This is a genomic window from Streptococcus sp. AM43-2AT, from assembly GCF_003603405.1.
Taxonomy (GTDB): domain Bacteria; phylum Bacillota; class Bacilli; order Lactobacillales; family Streptococcaceae; genus Streptococcus; species Streptococcus ilei.
Genome location: NZ_QTND01000001.1, coordinates 283,322 through 298,953, shown reverse-complemented (window position 1 = coordinate 298,953; position 15,632 = coordinate 283,322). Strand labels below are relative to the sequence as shown.

Genomic DNA, 15,632 nt, shown 5'->3' with positions numbered 1-15,632 from the left:
TTCCTTCTCTAATCCAAGGCCTTGACTTCCAACATCATATCACGGATTTGGGCTGCCAATTCAAAGTCAAGCACTTCGACAGCTTCTTGCATTTGGCCTTGCAGTTTCTTGACCAGTTCCTTGCGCTCTTGGCGATTAAGACTGGTGATATCCACTTCCTTGTCCTCTTCCTTAGCCACCACCTTGGTGACGGAGATAAGGTCTCGGATTTCCTTTTTGATGGTTTGTGGGACGATGCCATGCTCTTCATTATAGGTCATCTGGATCTGACGACGACGAGCCGTTTCATCAATGGCTTTTTGCATAGACTGGGTTATGGTGTCCGCATACATGATGACATGGCCTTCACTATTACGGGCAGCACGACCAATGGTCTGAATCAATCCGCGTTCATTACGGAGGAAGCCTTCCTTATCAGCATCGAGAATGGCAACCAGACTGACTTCTGGCACATCAATTCCCTCACGAAGGAGATTGATTCCGACCAAGACATCAAAAACACCCAGACGCAAATCACGGATGATTTCTGTCCGCTCCAAGGTCTTAATGTCCGAGTGCATGTATTTGACCTTGACGCCCATTTCCTTGAAGTAGTCCGTCAAGTCTTCCGCCATCTTCTTGGTCAGGGTCGTGACAAAGGTCCGCTCTCCACGTTCCACACGTGCATTGATCTCACCCAAGAGATCGTCCATTTGCCCCATGGTAGGGCGTACTTCCACCTCGGGATCCAGAAGGCCAGTCGGACGAATAATCTGCTCGATCACGGTGTCTGTTTGCTCCATCTCGTAGTCACCTGGTGTCGCAGACACATAGACGATCTGATGGACATGGCTTTCAAATTCTTCCCGACGCAAAGGCCGGTTGTCCAAGGCAGATGGCAAACGGAAGCCATAGTTGACCAACATCTCCTTGCGCGAGCGGTCTCCATTATACATGCCCTTGATCTGTCCCATGGTCATGTGGCTTTCGTCAATCATGATAAGAAAATCTTCTGGGAAGAAGTCCAGGAGGGTGTACGGTGGCTCTCCTTCGCTTCGTCCATCCATATGGCGGGAATAGTTCTCCACCCCATTGGTGTAACCCATCTCCCGCAACATTTCAATATCGTACTCAGTCCGTTGTTTCAGGCGTTGGGCTTCCAAAAGCTTGCCTTCTTTTTCAAAGACCTTTAACTGCTCTTCCAACTCAGCCTGAATCTTGGCAATAGCTACTTCCATATGGTCGTCATTGGTCACAAAGTGAGTGGCTGGGAAAATCGCCAAGTGGTCCACTTCACCAAGGACTTGACCAGTCAGAGCTTCAACCTCACGGATACGGTCAATCTCATCCCCGAAAAACTCAACCCGAAAGGCATGCTCATCACGAGAGGCTGGGAAAATCTCCACCACATCCCCACGGACACGGAATTTCCCCCGTTGAAAGTCGATGTCATTGCGCTCAAACTGGATATCCACCAAGTCGTTCAGCAATTTATCACGAGAGATTTCCAGACCTGGACGCAGGCTCACTACGCTATCCGCGTATTCCTTAGGCGAACCCAAACCATAGATACAGGAAACAGACGCGACGACAATGACGTCATTTCGTTCTAAAAGAGCGGAGGTTGCTGAGTGACGAAGCTTGTCAATCTCATCATTGACCGAACTATCTTTTTCGATGTAGGTATCGCTCGATGGCACATAGGCTTCTGGCTGGTAGTAATCGTAGTAAGAGACGAAATACTCGACCGCATTTTCAGGGAAAAATTCCTTGAACTCCCCATAAAGCTGGCCAGCTAGGGTTTTATTATGGGCGATGACCAAGGTCGGCTTATTGACCTGGGCAATGACCTGGCTCATGGTATAGGTCTTCCCTGTACCAGTTGCCCCCATCAGGATTTGGGCTTTCTCGCCCCCCTCGATATTATCCACCAACTGTTCGATGGCCTGCGGTTGATCCCCAGAAGGTTGGTATTTGGAGACGAGTTTAAATTTGTTGTCTGTAATTCGGTTAATCATCTCTTTGTCCTCACATATATAGACCTTATTTTACCATAAATTACCAAATTTCTCTGAGATGGGAAATGACAGGGAGATACAAGATGTAACAACATAATCCATTAATTCAGTACTGCTTAATTTAAAAAATTATAAATTGGAAACATCTTAGCATGAAAACTAAATTAGACTCTCGAAATTAATTCGAAAGTCTTGTCTTTTATTATAAAACAATGCAATATGTAATAAACTGTATTATCAATAACTTACAAATGATTAAGGCTTACACATCAGTAACAATTTTTCGGAATCGCTTTACTACTTAACTTCTTGATTCCTTACCAAGAGGTAGAGAGTTGCTCCAAGTGAACATACCAGTCCAATAATGTAAGTACAGAGTTGCAAATTGGAAGTACTACCTAAAATGGTATCTGCAACAATATTATAAAATAGGTAACTGGTCAACGGTTCCACCACTCTTTCTATGAATGGTTGTACCAAAATAGGAAATAGCAGCAAGATAGCTAAACTCCCCATTGGACTTTTGAAAAAATAACTTAAAAAGTAAGAAATCAAAAAGTATTGGATGGAGCCAATCAAAAAGAAACAGAAAATTTCTAAACTGACACCATTTTCGCTCCTAAAAAAATGAAACCATATAAGCAGTACAATGTAATATAAGGTTGATTGTAGTAATACATCAAATAACTCTATGAACAGGATCCTAATTGAACTTAAGATCCTTTTTCCGCTTACCAAATAAACTAGTTTTGTTTCGTGTGATTGTAACTCAACAAATGCATTAACACATCCAATACCAACAGAAAGCATTGATGCAAAAACAAGAGCTTGCTTTATAGATAATTGTACAACAGTATCATTGATTGTAACTGGTAAAACACTTAAAAGACACACAAAACCTATCAAAAATGACTGTATAGTTATCTGGTACTTCACGGGTTTTAAACTATATTTTTTGATGATAAGACTTCTAAATAAACTTGCCATTCTTCCTCCCCATTCGAATCTTTTCTACAACAATTATCAATACTAAGAATACGACTCCTTCAACAACTAGAAGAGTAAATCCATACAATTGACTCATTTGAGTCCCTTCAATTCGACCAAAAGCAAATGATTTAGCCCCAATCAAAGGTAACAGATTCTCTATGTTAGAAGAAATTCCTCTTAGAATACCTGATAAGGTGATTACCAATAATAAAACGTCTGCAATTAATGCAGTCATTGATTTTTTCGTTACGATTACGAAAAGTAAAGCTAATAAAGTAAGAACGATTGCAAATATCATAACTCTTACCGTGACGTCTAAAAACAATGTCAATTCTAAAAAATTCTTTAGAGTTGAATCTAGAAAAACGAATAAAATAACAGCGTTTACTATAGAAAATATTAAAGTAGAGAGTAACGATAGGACAATCGAACTTGCAATAAACCCAGTAAGACGAACTTTCCAGTTAGGAATCAATAACTGGCTAAAAAAATCATCACCAAATTGATAATGGGTTGAATAAACAAGTGAAACAAGAATTGGCAAGAAAATAACACTTGCTTGGTAGGGTGAAGATAAGAGAGCATCCCTGACTGTATACACTGGATTCGATGATAACATAGATGGATCAAGGTTAACCGCTTGGCCATTTCCTTCTGCTAAGGCATTTATCACCTGGATATTTTGAATTGTAAAAAATATGCTGACTCCCAAAATAAGAAAAAAAGTAACTTTAAAAGTAGGTAAACTACAATATTTATAGAGGTCACTAAAAAAGGAACGCTTCAACATATTATGCACCTTCTTTCCCTTCGAGCGCCTTAAAATATGCTTCCTCAAAAGATCCAAACTCTTTCAAAATGTCTTTTGTAGGAGCATCAATAACGATTTTCCCATTAGAAATACCAACCAAATGATCTACAGTTAATTCTAACTCACTCATATAATGACTTGTCATTAAGACAGTTTTACCTTCATTGACAAAAGATTGTAAAAAATTACGTACCCAGCGAATTCCTTCTGGATCTAGTCCATTGATTGGTTCATCTAAAATTAAGATGTCAGGATTTGCTAATAAGGCTGTTGCTAAACCAAGACGTTGCTTCATTCCTAATGAATAGTCTTTTACTTTTTTATTTTTAGCTTCACTTAACCCCACCAACTCTAAACATTCCTTGCACCTATTTCTATCAACCCCACAGGCCAAGCCAATCCACCGAAGATGCTGAAATCCAGTTCTGGTTGGGTAAGGTTGGCAACTGTCAAGGAACGATCCAACAATACAAAAAGGATTATCTCCCAATTGAGAGTATTTTTTTCCATCGATCAACGCCATTCCCATTTGACTATTTTCTAAACCAAGTAAAATTCTGATTAAAGTTGATTTTCCAGACCCATTCGGTCCAATCAATCCAGTAATCTCACCTTTCTTAGCTTTGAAAGACACGTTTTGAAGGACAATTTTATTATTATATTCCTTATGTAGCTTTTGAATTGTTATCATTCATTCTTTTTCCCTTCTGACTTTTAGTGAAATTCCACCTTCACTTGGAGCAAGTATAACAGGAGAAAATCAGGAAATTCTCAGAATAATTATTTTTTTTATTTTCAACAAATTACATTCTATATTTGCTATAATATGCTCATATAATTGGAGGAACTATGAAGTATAAAATTTTAGCCATTGACGATGATGAAAAAATCTTACGATTAATAGGGAATGCATTAGAAGCAAACAACTTTCACGTGGAAACTCGTAAAAATATAGAGGAGATCAATATCTGTGACTTTACTGGATTTGATCTAATTTTACTTGACGTCATGATGCCTATTTCTGGTTTAGAAATTTGTCGTTCCATTCGTCCACAAATTGCTACTCCAATCTTATTTCTAACCGCTAAAGATTTTGAAGAAGATTTACTAAAAGGAATACAAGCCGGAGCCGATGATTACATCACAAAACCATTCAGCATTAAAGAATTGATTGCAAGAATTCAAATGCATCTTCGTAGAGAAGAAAGATCTCATCCTGCCTCTAAAGAAGAAATGAATTCAGATATTACTTTTTATCGAGATCGTCAAGAAGTTTATTATCAATCAAAGAGAATATCACTAACTAAGCGAGAGTTTGATTTACTTTATCTTTTAGCCAAAAATGAAAACCGAATATTTAGCATAGAAGAACTTTACAATTATCTTTATCCTGTAAGCTCTGATGCTCAACTACGGTCAATCACCGAATACATCTATCAAATTAGACAAAAATTTAAAACTCATCAAATTGATCCAATCAAAACAGTATGGGGAGGAGGATACAAATGGAAAAAGAATTGACGATCAAGCGACTCATTAAGCGTACCTACCTTACAATTATTTGGCAATTTCTTCTATGTCTTATACTTTTTTACATAGTTCCAGCTCTTCTATCTTCTGTGTCTGGAATCAATGAGAAAAATGCCAATCGCTTTGCTTTATTTTTTAGCGTCAGTTCTTGGATTTATCTTTGCATCATTTTAATTGTTATCATTGTAATAAATATTAGACAGTTATTAACCAAGATTCAAAAAGAAATGAACATGGTTTATCATAGTGGTCTATATTTCACCAAAAATGAACATCACCATTTGCAGATTAAAGAATTCATTGAAACAAACGATCTGATCGAAAAAATGCAATCTGATATAAAAAATAGGATTGAACATGAAAAAGAACAAAAAAAAGAACTCATGTTTCAAGTATCTAGCGCTGCACATGATCTTCGAACTCCTCTAACTGTCATCAGAGGAAATGCTGAATTCTTACAATCCACCGAGCAAACACCTCAAGTAATAGAATGTCTAAAAGATCTTGAGCAAGCAAGTATTCAATTAAACGATTATTTTAACGACTTCATCCAATACTCCAAAACCTTTTACGACCATGATATTCAACTTGAAAAGATATCAATTAAACAAGTAACTTATCAATTGAAAGAACACATCACTCCCTTACTCCCTAGATATACACAATTTGTTTTTTCAAATACAGTAACTCCATCGACACATATTGCAATTCATTCCAATCTATTTTTCCGAGCAATCACAAATATTATTAATAATGCAATACAACATCAAAAAGAAAATGATGCACAAATCAACCTAACAATTTCACAAGAAAATAGTCAATTAGTTCTAACTATATGGAATAACCAATCTAGTTTTTCAAAAAATATATTACAGAATGCTGGAAATCTTTTCTATAAAGATGACCAAGCAAGAACACCCTCTCAAGAAAGTCACTATGGACTTGGTTTATCTTTCGTGAAACGCGTCATGAAACTTCATAATGGAACGATGCATTTAGAAAATATTAATCATGGTGCACAAGTCCAGCTAATCATTCCCATTATATAGAACAAGCCGAACTCATCAATATGTGTTCGGCTTTCCTTCATTTATAATTGATAAAAAAGACAGGCTCTTGAGCCTGTTTTCGTATTCATCATCATGTCCTATCAGCCATTTCACTTTTGTTCTTTAACAACTCTTTCATTTCTTTCCCCTAAGCGATAAACAATCACTAGGGATAAAAGAAGAACCAGAGTGGTGATGATCGACCCTTCTGCTCCAAATGCTCCTCCGGTCAGCCAATCAGGTCCTGATCCCATGGTAAAGCTAAATATAGAGGTATCTGCTCCCGTCCCACTGACTTGAAAACCAAGGAGATTCCCTTGTACATAGTTCCAAGTCCCGTGTTGGGCGACCACTAGCCAGATACTATCTGTGTAGATAAGGAGCAGAGCAGCTAGCACCCCATCAAGGACAATATTCAGGACGGATAAAAAGGTCACTCCTGAATTTCCCAGATGGAGAAAGCCAAAGAGACTACTAGAAATCGCGATCGCTAAGGGTAGATTAGTTCTTGCAGCAATCCGAGTTAGGAGCCAACCCCGGGTCGCTACTTCTTCCGTTCCTCCTTGAAGGAGCCAAAATGGAAATAAACCTAGAATAAAGAGGATAGGTTCTAAACTTAATTCATTTAGCTCAAAAGTTCCGATTCCACCTACCTGGTAGACAAGAGCAATGAGCCCCATTTGAAGAATGGAAAGCAAGATCCCCCAACCTAGGTATTTAAGCCAGTTCTTTTTTACAAAACCTAAAGTCGATAAGGGATTCTTCTCAATGAACTTCACCCAAAAAATAAAGAGTAACAGAATAAATACAAAACTGAAGAGCTCATAATAAAGAAAATAATGATAGAAGAACTCTTGAACACTTGCGCCTCCATTTCCTGGTGAAAAGAGCTCTGTTAAAAACTCTATGACCAAAGAAAATGGTCCCACAAACTCACTCCCAAACCAAAGCCCACCTTCAACAAAGAGGAAGGTTAAAAAGACATAAAATAGCGTAGAAACAAAGGCTGATATAGACGTGTTAGTTTTTATATCCTGAATAATCTTTCCTTTCTTCATCAGTAACCTCCATTATTTAATAGATCCATTGTAGCAAAGAAAGGCTGGGACTGCAACACCAATGTATGTCAGAAAACCTAACATGAAGTGGTGGAGATTCTTGTTTTTAAGATTTATTTATGATATAATGGTTCTTGTAAAAAATAAATGATGAAATTCATACTCGTTTTCGGTATGAATTCTTTATTTTTTTAAACCCTCTTAGGGTATTCCTTCCATTGCTCTTCATTAGACAATGGATTAGATATAAAGGAGAACGAAATGAAGAAAAAACTATTAGCATGTTTGCTTTTCTTATTTCCACTATTCACCTTTGCAAGTCAAGCACAGGCTGAAACTGTTAAAGTCGTTTTCGATACGGCATATGCGCCCTTCGAATTCAAAGACTCAGACCAAGTATACAAAGGAATTGATGTTGAAATCTTGGATAAGGTCGCTGAAATCAACGGTTGGACCTTAGAAAAGTCTTTCCCAGGCTTTGACGCAGCCGTCAACATGGTCCAATCCGGGCAAGCCGATGCCATTATGGCAGGGATGACCAAGACCAAAGAGCGCGAACAAGTCTTTGCGATGTCCGATACCTACTATGATACAAAAGTCGTGATCGCAACCAAGAAAGCTAACAAGATCACTTCCTATGACCAGCTCAAAGGCAAAACAGTCGGAGTGAAAAACGGGACTGCCGCTCAACGCTTCCTTCAAAAGAACAAGGACAAGTACGGTTATACCATTAAAACCTTCGATACCAGTGATTTGATGAACAACAGTTTATCGACTGGTGCAGTAGATGCTGTGATGGATGACCAACCTGTTATCGAATACGCGATTAAGCAAGGACAAGATCTTTCTATTAATATGGAAGGGGAAGCCGTTGGAAGCTTTGCCTTTGGGGTCAAGAAAGATGGTTCCCATGAAAATCTCATCAAACAGTTCAATACTGCTCTTGCTCAAATGAAGAAAGATGGTACACTTGACCAAATCATTGAGAAATGGACTGGTAGTAGCCAATCTTCCTCTTCAGCAACAACCACCGCAAGTACTTCTGCTGTTCCAGAAACGACCACTGAAGCAGGACAAAAGGCAACTCCTAAGAAGAAAACCTACAAGATTTCTAGTGATTCCTCTTTTGCTCCCTTCGTCTTCCAAAATGATCAAAGTAAATACACTGGGATTGATATGGAATTGATTAAGGCCATTGCCAAAGACCAAGGATTTACACTAGAAATCAGCAACCCTGGTTTTGATGCTGCCGTTAGTGATGTTCAGAATGGTAATGCCGATGGAATGATTGCAGGGATGACTGTTACAGATGCACGAAAGGCGACATTTGACTTCTCAGATCCATACTATACAACGAATTCGATCCTAGCTGTTCAAGACAGTAGTACCATTTCTTCCTACGAAGACCTAAAAGGAAAAACAGTAGGTGTCAAAAATGGTACGGCTTCACAAACCTTCCTCGAAGAAAACAAGAGTAAGTATGGCTATAAGATCAAAACCTTCTCAGATGGTGCTTCTATGTACGACAGCTTGAACTCTGGTTCTGTAGCCGCCATCATGGATGACGAACCGGTTATTAAATACGCCATCAAACAAGGACGTAAATTCAAAACGCCTATCGAAGGAACTCCAAGTGGTCAAATTGCCTTTGCAGTTCAAAAAGATTCGAATCCCGAATTGATTGAAATGTTTAACAACGGCTTAGCTAACTTAAAAGAAAGTGGCCAGTACCAAAAAATATTGGATAAGTACCTTTCAAGTGATAGTGAAGAAACTACAGACTCTACTTCGGTAGATGAAACGACTATCTGGGGCTTGCTCCAAAACAACTACAAACAATTGTTAAGTGGATTAGGTGTCACTATTGCACTAGCCCTTCTATCCTTCGCGATCGCGATGGTGATTGGGATCATCTTTGGAATGTTTAGTGTTAGTCCCTATAAATGGCTTCGTTGGACTGCTGAGATCTTTGTCGATGTCATCCGCGGTATTCCACTAATGATCCTCGCTGCCTTTATCTTCTGGGGAATTCCTAATTTGATCGAGTCCATGACTGGCCACCAATCCCCAATCAATGACTTCCTTGCAGGTACCATCGCTCTCTCCCTCAATGCTGCTGCTTATATCGCTGAGATTGTTCGCGGAGGGATTCAAGCGGTGCCAGCTGGTCAGATGGAAGCCAGTCGAAGCCTCGGAATCTCTTACAGCAAGACCATGCGCAAGATCATCTTGCCTCAAGCGACGAAATTGATGCTTCCAAACTTTGTCAACCAATTTGTCATTGCACTAAAAGATACGACCATCGTGTCAGCTATCGGTTTGGTCGAGCTCTTCCAGACTGGTAAGATTATCATCGCTCGAAACTATCAAAGTTTCAAGATGTACGCAATCCTTGCTGTCTTTTACCTCGTCATCATTACTTTATTGACACGCTTTGCAAAACAATTAGAAAAGAGGGCTAACTAATGGCTAAATTAAAAATTGATGTCCATGACCTCCATAAATATTACGGTGAAAATGAGGTCCTAAAAGGCATCTCAACAAAATTCTACGAAGGAGATGTAGTTTGTATTATCGGTCCATCTGGTTCTGGTAAGTCAACCTTCCTACGCAGTCTCAATCTTCTTGAGGAAGTAACCAAGGGACAAATTACCGTGAACGGCTATGACCTTACTGATCCTAAAACTAATATTGATATCGTTCGTGAAAATGTCGGGATGGTCTTCCAGCACTTCAACCTCTTCCCCCATATGAGTGTCATCGAAAACATCATGTTTGCTCCCGTAGAGCACAAACGGATGAGTCGTGAAGAAGCTAGAGAACTAGCGATGGAACTCTTGGAAAAGGTTGGTCTTGCTGATAAAGCAGATGTTTCTCCTGACAGCCTCTCCGGTGGACAGAAACAGCGGGTAGCCATTGCGCGTGGTTTGGCAATGAAGCCAGATGTTATGCTCTTTGACGAACCGACTTCTGCCCTCGACCCAGAGATGGTTGGGGATGTACTCAACGTTATGAAGGATTTGGCTAAGCAAGGCATGACCATGATTATCGTCACCCACGAGATGGGATTTGCTCGCCAAGTGGCCAATCGCGTGATCTTCACAGCTGATGGGGAATTCCTCGAAGACGGGAAACCAGACCAAATCTTCGATAATCCACAACACCCGCGATTGAAAGAATTCCTGGATAAAGTGTTAGACGTTTAATAGAAATTAAGAGGCTGGGACAAAAGTCCTAGCCTCTCAATTGTCTTTGGTTTGTCGAGCAAGACGCAGTGGTTGAGTGGCCTCTACTACGCTAATTTCATCAGCTTTTACAGCCCTACTCAACTGTGCGGAGGTGGTACAACGAAATCGAATTCTAACGAATTACCGATTTCTGTCCCACTCTCTTTTTCTTCTTCAAAATATAAAAAATATTAAGAAATTTCATTTAAATAACTTGCTAAATGAAGCAAAAAACTATACCATAGTAGAGTGTCTTTTGACCAAATATGTGACTGAAGGATGATTATGAAAAAATTATTAGAAAAGGTTAGTATCCTTTCTTTATCTCTTGTATTAACGACGTCTTTTTCGATTTCTAGTGCTCTTCCTTATATGTTCGAATACTATAAGGATCTCCCCAAAAGTCAAATCGAACTCTTGGTATCTCTTCCATCCGCAGGGATTATGGTCACCCTCTTCCTAAATACCATTATTGAACGCTACTTGGATGAGAGGAAGATGATTATTACAGGACTCTTGATTCTCTCACTATTTGGTATGGTCCCTTTCTTTAACCAAGCCTATCCAATTCTTTTCATTTCTCGTTTCATTTTTGGGATGGGGGTCGGTTTGATCAACGCTAAAGCCATTTCTATTATCAGCGAACGCTACCAGGGACGTGAACGGATCCAAACTCTCGGATTTCGTGGTTCTGCTGAAGTCGTAGGGACAGCCCTGGTCACTTTATTGGTCGGCTTCCTTCTCCAATTCGGCTGGACTTCTAGCTTTTTAGCCTACGGGGCTGGATTAATCGTTCTGTTTCTCTTCATGGCCTTTGTCCCTTACCACCAGCAAGAAGAAAGCCAGCATACACAAGCCAAACATAAAGAACCACTCCAAAAAGAAGAATGGAAATTAACCATTATCTTGGCTATTGTGGCTGCCGTGATTGTCTTATGTAATGTTGGAATAACTCTTCGTATCCCAAGCATTGTCGCTTACACTTTCAAGGATCAGCACAACTCAGCTAGCTTCATTCTAAGTGCTATGCAATTAATCGGAATTCTAGCTGGTCTCACCTTCTCTGGCCTTGTACATTTGTTCAAGAGCAAATTGATCACTTATGCCGGGATTGCTTACGGTTTCTCAATGATGGCTGTAGCCCTTTCTCCAAGCATCCCTCTTCTTGCTCTATCCGCCCTCTTCTCTGGCTATACGTATAGCACTGCCCTCACCATGGTTTTCCAAATCTTGTCAGCCAAGATTCCTGCCAAACGATTAAACCAAGTGACCTCTGTAGCCGTCTTGGGTTGTAGCTTTGGAGCGGCCATTACACCTTTCGCCCTCAATACCATCGGTCTCATCTCCGACAGCAACGCTTTCATCTTTACCGTATTAGGTATTGCTATGGCACTCCTAGCCTTCTCTCTTCTCTATCTTTTAAAAGATCAGCAGGATTAAACACAAAAGACTGGAAAAACATCCAGTCTTTTTCTGTCTTAATTACTAGAAAGTTGGGCAGTTTGCATTTTGTAATAAACACCTCTTTGAGCCATCAACTCCTTATGATTCCCATGTTCAACGATATTTCCATCTACCATGACTAGGATGAGATCCGCATTTTCAATTGTAGACAGGCGGTGGGCGATTACAAAGCTGGTCCGACCCACCATTAACTTATGAAAGGCATCCTGAATGAGCAACTCTGTCCGCGTGTCAATGGAAGAGGTCGCCTCATCTAGGATCAGAATCTTAGGTACTGCAAGAAAGACCCGAGCAATAGTCAGAAGCTGTCTTTGTCCTTGAGAGAGGGAGTCTCCCGCATCCGCTAGATAGGTATCATAACCTTCTGGAAGCTGTTGAATAAAGAAATCAGCATTGGCAGCTTTTGCTGCTTGGACCACTTCTTCCCGACTTGCATCAGGTCGACCAAAGGCGATATTCTCATGAACCGTTCCAACTTTGAGCCAAGTCTCTTGAAGCACCATCCCAAACTGCTTGCGGTAGCTAGCTAGGCTATAAGCGTCTACGGCTTCATGGTCTAAGCATAATTTTCCTTGATCCACATCATAAAAACGCATGAGAAGGTTAATCAGTGTAGATTTCCCAGCCCCAGTTGGACCGACAATGGCTACCTTGCTAGCCGGCGGGATGGAAACGGAGAGGTCCTTTATGAGAGGCTGATCAGGGCGATACCCAAAGCTAATATGATCAAATTGGACAGCTCCTTCTACAGCCTCTTCTTGCAAGTCTTTCTTGCCACTTTCTTTCACTTCCTCTTGATCCAAGACACTGTAGAGACGTTCCGCACAAGCCAAGGCACTTTGCAACTCAGCAAGAACAGAGGAGATGTCATTGAAGGGTTTGGTATACTGATTGACATAGTTGAGAAAGGTCACCAACTGGCCAACAGTAAAGCCAGTACCCGATAGGATTCGGAAGGCTCCAAATCCCGTCACCAACGCATAAATCAGGGCATTGACAAAGCGCGTCGCTGGATTAACTGTAGAGGAATAAAAAATCGCCTCTTGAGAATAACCAGCATAGTCGCCATTGATCTCAATAAACTTGTCTTTAAACTGACCCTGTGCATTAAAAGCTTGGAGTAAGCTTTCTTGACTGAGAGATTCTTCAATCATCTGTGTCTGAGCCCCACGTGCTTGGGTCTGCATCCGAAAGAGATGATAGGAACGCTTGGCAATAAAACGAGCGATAAAGAGAGATAAAGGAGTCAGGATCAAAACCATTCCCATCATCATCCAATCCAATCGGGCCATACTAGCGATGGTCACTAAAATCGTGAGAAGACCAACAAAGAACTGATTAAAGACCATGAATAGACCATTGTTCAGTTGTTCAACGTCCGTGGTCAAGCGACTGACCAAATCCCCAGTACCTTGACGATCCAGGTAAGATAAAGGAAGGACATGGACTTTCTGGATGACCTTCTCTCTTAAGTCTTTACTGTAGCGATAGATCATCTGATTGTAAACCAAGGGATTCAACCATTGAATCAGACTTGAAAAAAGAATTACTAGACCCATTTGTAAGATAAGTGGGAGCAAGAGATGTGCTGCATCAGGGAGCACCACTAAGTCTATTGCCTGCCCGATTAGGATAGGGATATAGACGGTTAACAAGACTTGTAAGATGGTTCCCAGACTGGCTAAGATGAGCCAGATGGGCTGTTTGCCTATATCAGCAAGCAAGCGCCGTAAATAAGTCTTCTGTTTCATTCTGCTCCCTCCTCTCTCTTCTGTTGGGAGAAATGAATCTCTTGGTATAAAGGATTGGTTGCCACCAAGTCTTCATGACTTCCCAAGCCGACCTGTTTGCCTTTATCTAAGACGAGAATTTGGTCAGCTCTTCGCAGACTATTGGTCCGTTGCGAGATGAGGATGAGACTGGTTTCCGTCAACTCCTCTTTTAAAGCCTGTAAGAGTCGTGCTTCTGTCAAATAGTCCAAAGCCGAAGTGGAATCATCCAACACCAAAAATGGAGCTTTGCGAAGGACAGCTCGAGCAATGGTCAACCGTTGCCGTTGACCGCCGGAAAAATTTCGTCCAAATGCTTCTACCAGAGCGTCTAGCCCCCCTTCTTTCTCACGGACGAAATCAGCTGCTTGCGCAACCTCCAAGGCCCACCACAACTGCTCTTCATTCGGTTCCTCGTTTAATCCTAGCGTTAAATTCGAACGAATGCTTCCTTTAAAGAGCTCTGCTTTTTGAGGAACTACTGCTATCCAGTCACGCCACTGACCAAGAGTCTTGGGACTCTGTCCATCTTTAAAAATGATTAGATTTCCTTGACTTGGGCCATAAAGATATCCTAACAATTGAACCAGGGTAGATTTCCCTGATCCTGTCCCTCCAATGATTCCTAGGGTTTGTCCCTTGTTCAAAGATAAGTGAATGCCTTCTAAAGACGGTTTTGCCGCTAAGGGATAGGTAAAGACAAGATCTTTGATCTCGAGAGCCAGTTGAGGATTTGAAGCAGATAGCTCATCTAACTCTTGATCCAAATCTTCACTCTTCTCATCAAATACCTGGACTATCCGACCAGCAGCAATATAGCTTTGGTTGAGCGAGGTCACAAGCATGGCTAACTTCAATAATTCTGTTAAGATTTGAAGGAGATAATTAACCAAGGCTACTAACATTCCTTGACTGAGCCTCCCCATTTGAATGGAGGCTTGTCCCTGCCAAAGAATACAAATCAAAGTCCCGTTCACGACTAAGAAAGTCATAGGACTAATCAAACTAGACCATTTGGATACTAGTAATTGCCATTTGGTATAGTCTTGGTTGACCTCATTAAACTCTGCTTCTTCATGAGCTACCTGCCCAAAAGAGCGGATAACCCTCATTCCTTGTAACTGCTGACGCGTGATGGTAACCACTCGGTCCGTTATCTTCCTGATGCGTGCATAAAGAGGATTGACCAGACGAGACATGACGACAATGATCAGGGTCAAGAGAGCAACCATTCCAATAAACCACATTGTCAATTGAGGACTAATAGTGAAGGCCATAAAAATAGAGCCAAACACGACAATCGGCGCTCGAAGGAATAGACGTAAAAATAGATTAATCCCCGTTTGAATCTGATAGGTATCACTGGTTAGTCGCGTCACTAGACTTGAGCTGGTTAGGCGATCCCTCTGCTCCTTAGACAAGCTGAGAATTTTCTCATACAAATCATTGGTCAATTCCTTCGTAAAACCAACGGCTGCTTTTGATGAATAATATTGGGCCGTGATCGCTACAAGAACGCCAAAAGTAGCAAAAACAAATAAGAGTCCAACCACCCCAAGCATTCCACCTTGGTCCTGACGGGGAATCAGCTGATCGACAAGCTGGGCAATTAAAAGTGGAACCAGTAATTCAAAGCTTGCTTCTAACAACTTGAAAAACGGTCCCAGTATGGTTTCTTTTTTATTATTCCTGAAGTATTTCAATAAGTCTTTCATACTACTCGATTCTCTTGTTAAG

At 40.7% G+C, this 15,632-nt stretch carries 12 protein-coding genes; 5 read left to right on the top strand and 7 right to left on the bottom strand.

The window, feature by feature from the left end:
- Window positions 1-8 precede the first annotated feature (8 nt).
- The 4 genes from uvrB to DW930_RS01415 form a co-directional block, all read right to left on the bottom strand.
- The gene (gene uvrB / locus DW930_RS01430; RefSeq protein ID WP_123159137.1) at window positions 9-1,997 is read right to left on the bottom strand and encodes an excinuclease ABC subunit UvrB; all 1,989 of its coding nucleotides are present in this window, start codon (window positions 1,995-1,997) and stop codon (window positions 9-11) included.
- 297 nt (window positions 1,998-2,294) lie between these two features.
- Window positions 2,295-2,984, bottom strand: a complete 690-nt coding sequence (locus DW930_RS01425; protein ID WP_123159136.1) for a hypothetical protein — start codon at window positions 2,982-2,984, stop codon at window positions 2,295-2,297.
- Entirely contained in the window at window positions 2,968-3,777 is an 810-nt protein-coding gene (locus DW930_RS01420; protein ID WP_123159135.1) for a hypothetical protein, read from the bottom strand. The genes DW930_RS01425 and DW930_RS01420 overlap by 17 nt, the downstream gene beginning before the upstream one ends.
- A 1-nt stretch (window position 3,778) precedes the next feature.
- Entirely contained in the window at window positions 3,779-4,489 is a 711-nt protein-coding gene (locus tag DW930_RS01415) for an ATP-binding cassette domain-containing protein (protein WP_003007544.1), read from the bottom strand.
- Window positions 4,490-4,647: 158 nt separating this feature from the next.
- Between DW930_RS01415 and DW930_RS01410 the strand changes: the two genes are divergently transcribed.
- Window positions 4,648-5,319, top strand: coding sequence for a response regulator transcription factor (locus DW930_RS01410; protein ID WP_049514999.1), 672 nt, complete (start codon window positions 4,648-4,650; stop codon window positions 5,317-5,319).
- A complete protein-coding gene (locus tag DW930_RS01405; RefSeq protein WP_123159134.1) occupies window positions 5,304-6,377 on the top strand; it encodes a HAMP domain-containing sensor histidine kinase in 1,074 nt (357 codons plus the stop codon). Before DW930_RS01410 ends, DW930_RS01405 begins: the two co-directional genes overlap by 16 nt.
- 110 nt (window positions 6,378-6,487) lie before the next feature.
- Here the strand turns inward: DW930_RS01405 and DW930_RS01400 are convergent, their stop codons facing one another.
- Complete coding sequence (locus DW930_RS01400; RefSeq protein ID WP_123159133.1) at window positions 6,488-7,435, bottom strand: CPBP family intramembrane glutamic endopeptidase; 948 nt, start codon at window positions 7,433-7,435, stop codon at window positions 6,488-6,490.
- 261 nt (window positions 7,436-7,696) lie between these two features.
- On the opposite strand from DW930_RS01400, the gene DW930_RS01395 reads away from it, so the two are divergent.
- The 3 genes from DW930_RS01395 to DW930_RS01380 all read left to right on the top strand — a co-directional run bounded on the left by DW930_RS01395 (window position 7,697) and on the right by DW930_RS01380 (window position 12,102).
- A complete protein-coding gene (locus DW930_RS01395; protein ID WP_123159132.1) occupies window positions 7,697-9,901 on the top strand; it encodes an ABC transporter substrate-binding protein/permease in 2,205 nt (734 codons plus the stop codon).
- A complete protein-coding gene (locus DW930_RS01390) occupies window positions 9,901-10,641 on the top strand; it encodes an amino acid ABC transporter ATP-binding protein (RefSeq protein WP_123159131.1) in 741 nt (246 codons plus the stop codon). The genes DW930_RS01395 and DW930_RS01390 overlap by 1 nt, the downstream gene beginning before the upstream one ends.
- A gap of 306 nt (window positions 10,642-10,947) precedes the next feature.
- A complete protein-coding gene (locus DW930_RS01380; RefSeq protein WP_207801594.1) occupies window positions 10,948-12,102 on the top strand; it encodes an MFS transporter in 1,155 nt (384 codons plus the stop codon).
- A gap of 38 nt (window positions 12,103-12,140) precedes the next feature.
- Here the strand turns inward: DW930_RS01380 and DW930_RS01375 are convergent, their stop codons facing one another.
- The gene (locus tag DW930_RS01375; RefSeq protein ID WP_123159129.1) at window positions 12,141-13,877 is read right to left on the bottom strand and encodes an ABC transporter ATP-binding protein; all 1,737 of its coding nucleotides are present in this window, start codon (window positions 13,875-13,877) and stop codon (window positions 12,141-12,143) included.
- Window positions 13,874-15,610, bottom strand: a complete 1,737-nt coding sequence (locus DW930_RS01370; protein WP_123159128.1) for an ABC transporter ATP-binding protein — start codon at window positions 15,608-15,610, stop codon at window positions 13,874-13,876. Before DW930_RS01370 ends, DW930_RS01375 begins: the two co-directional genes overlap by 4 nt.
- Between the last annotated feature and the right edge of the window lie 22 nt (window positions 15,611-15,632).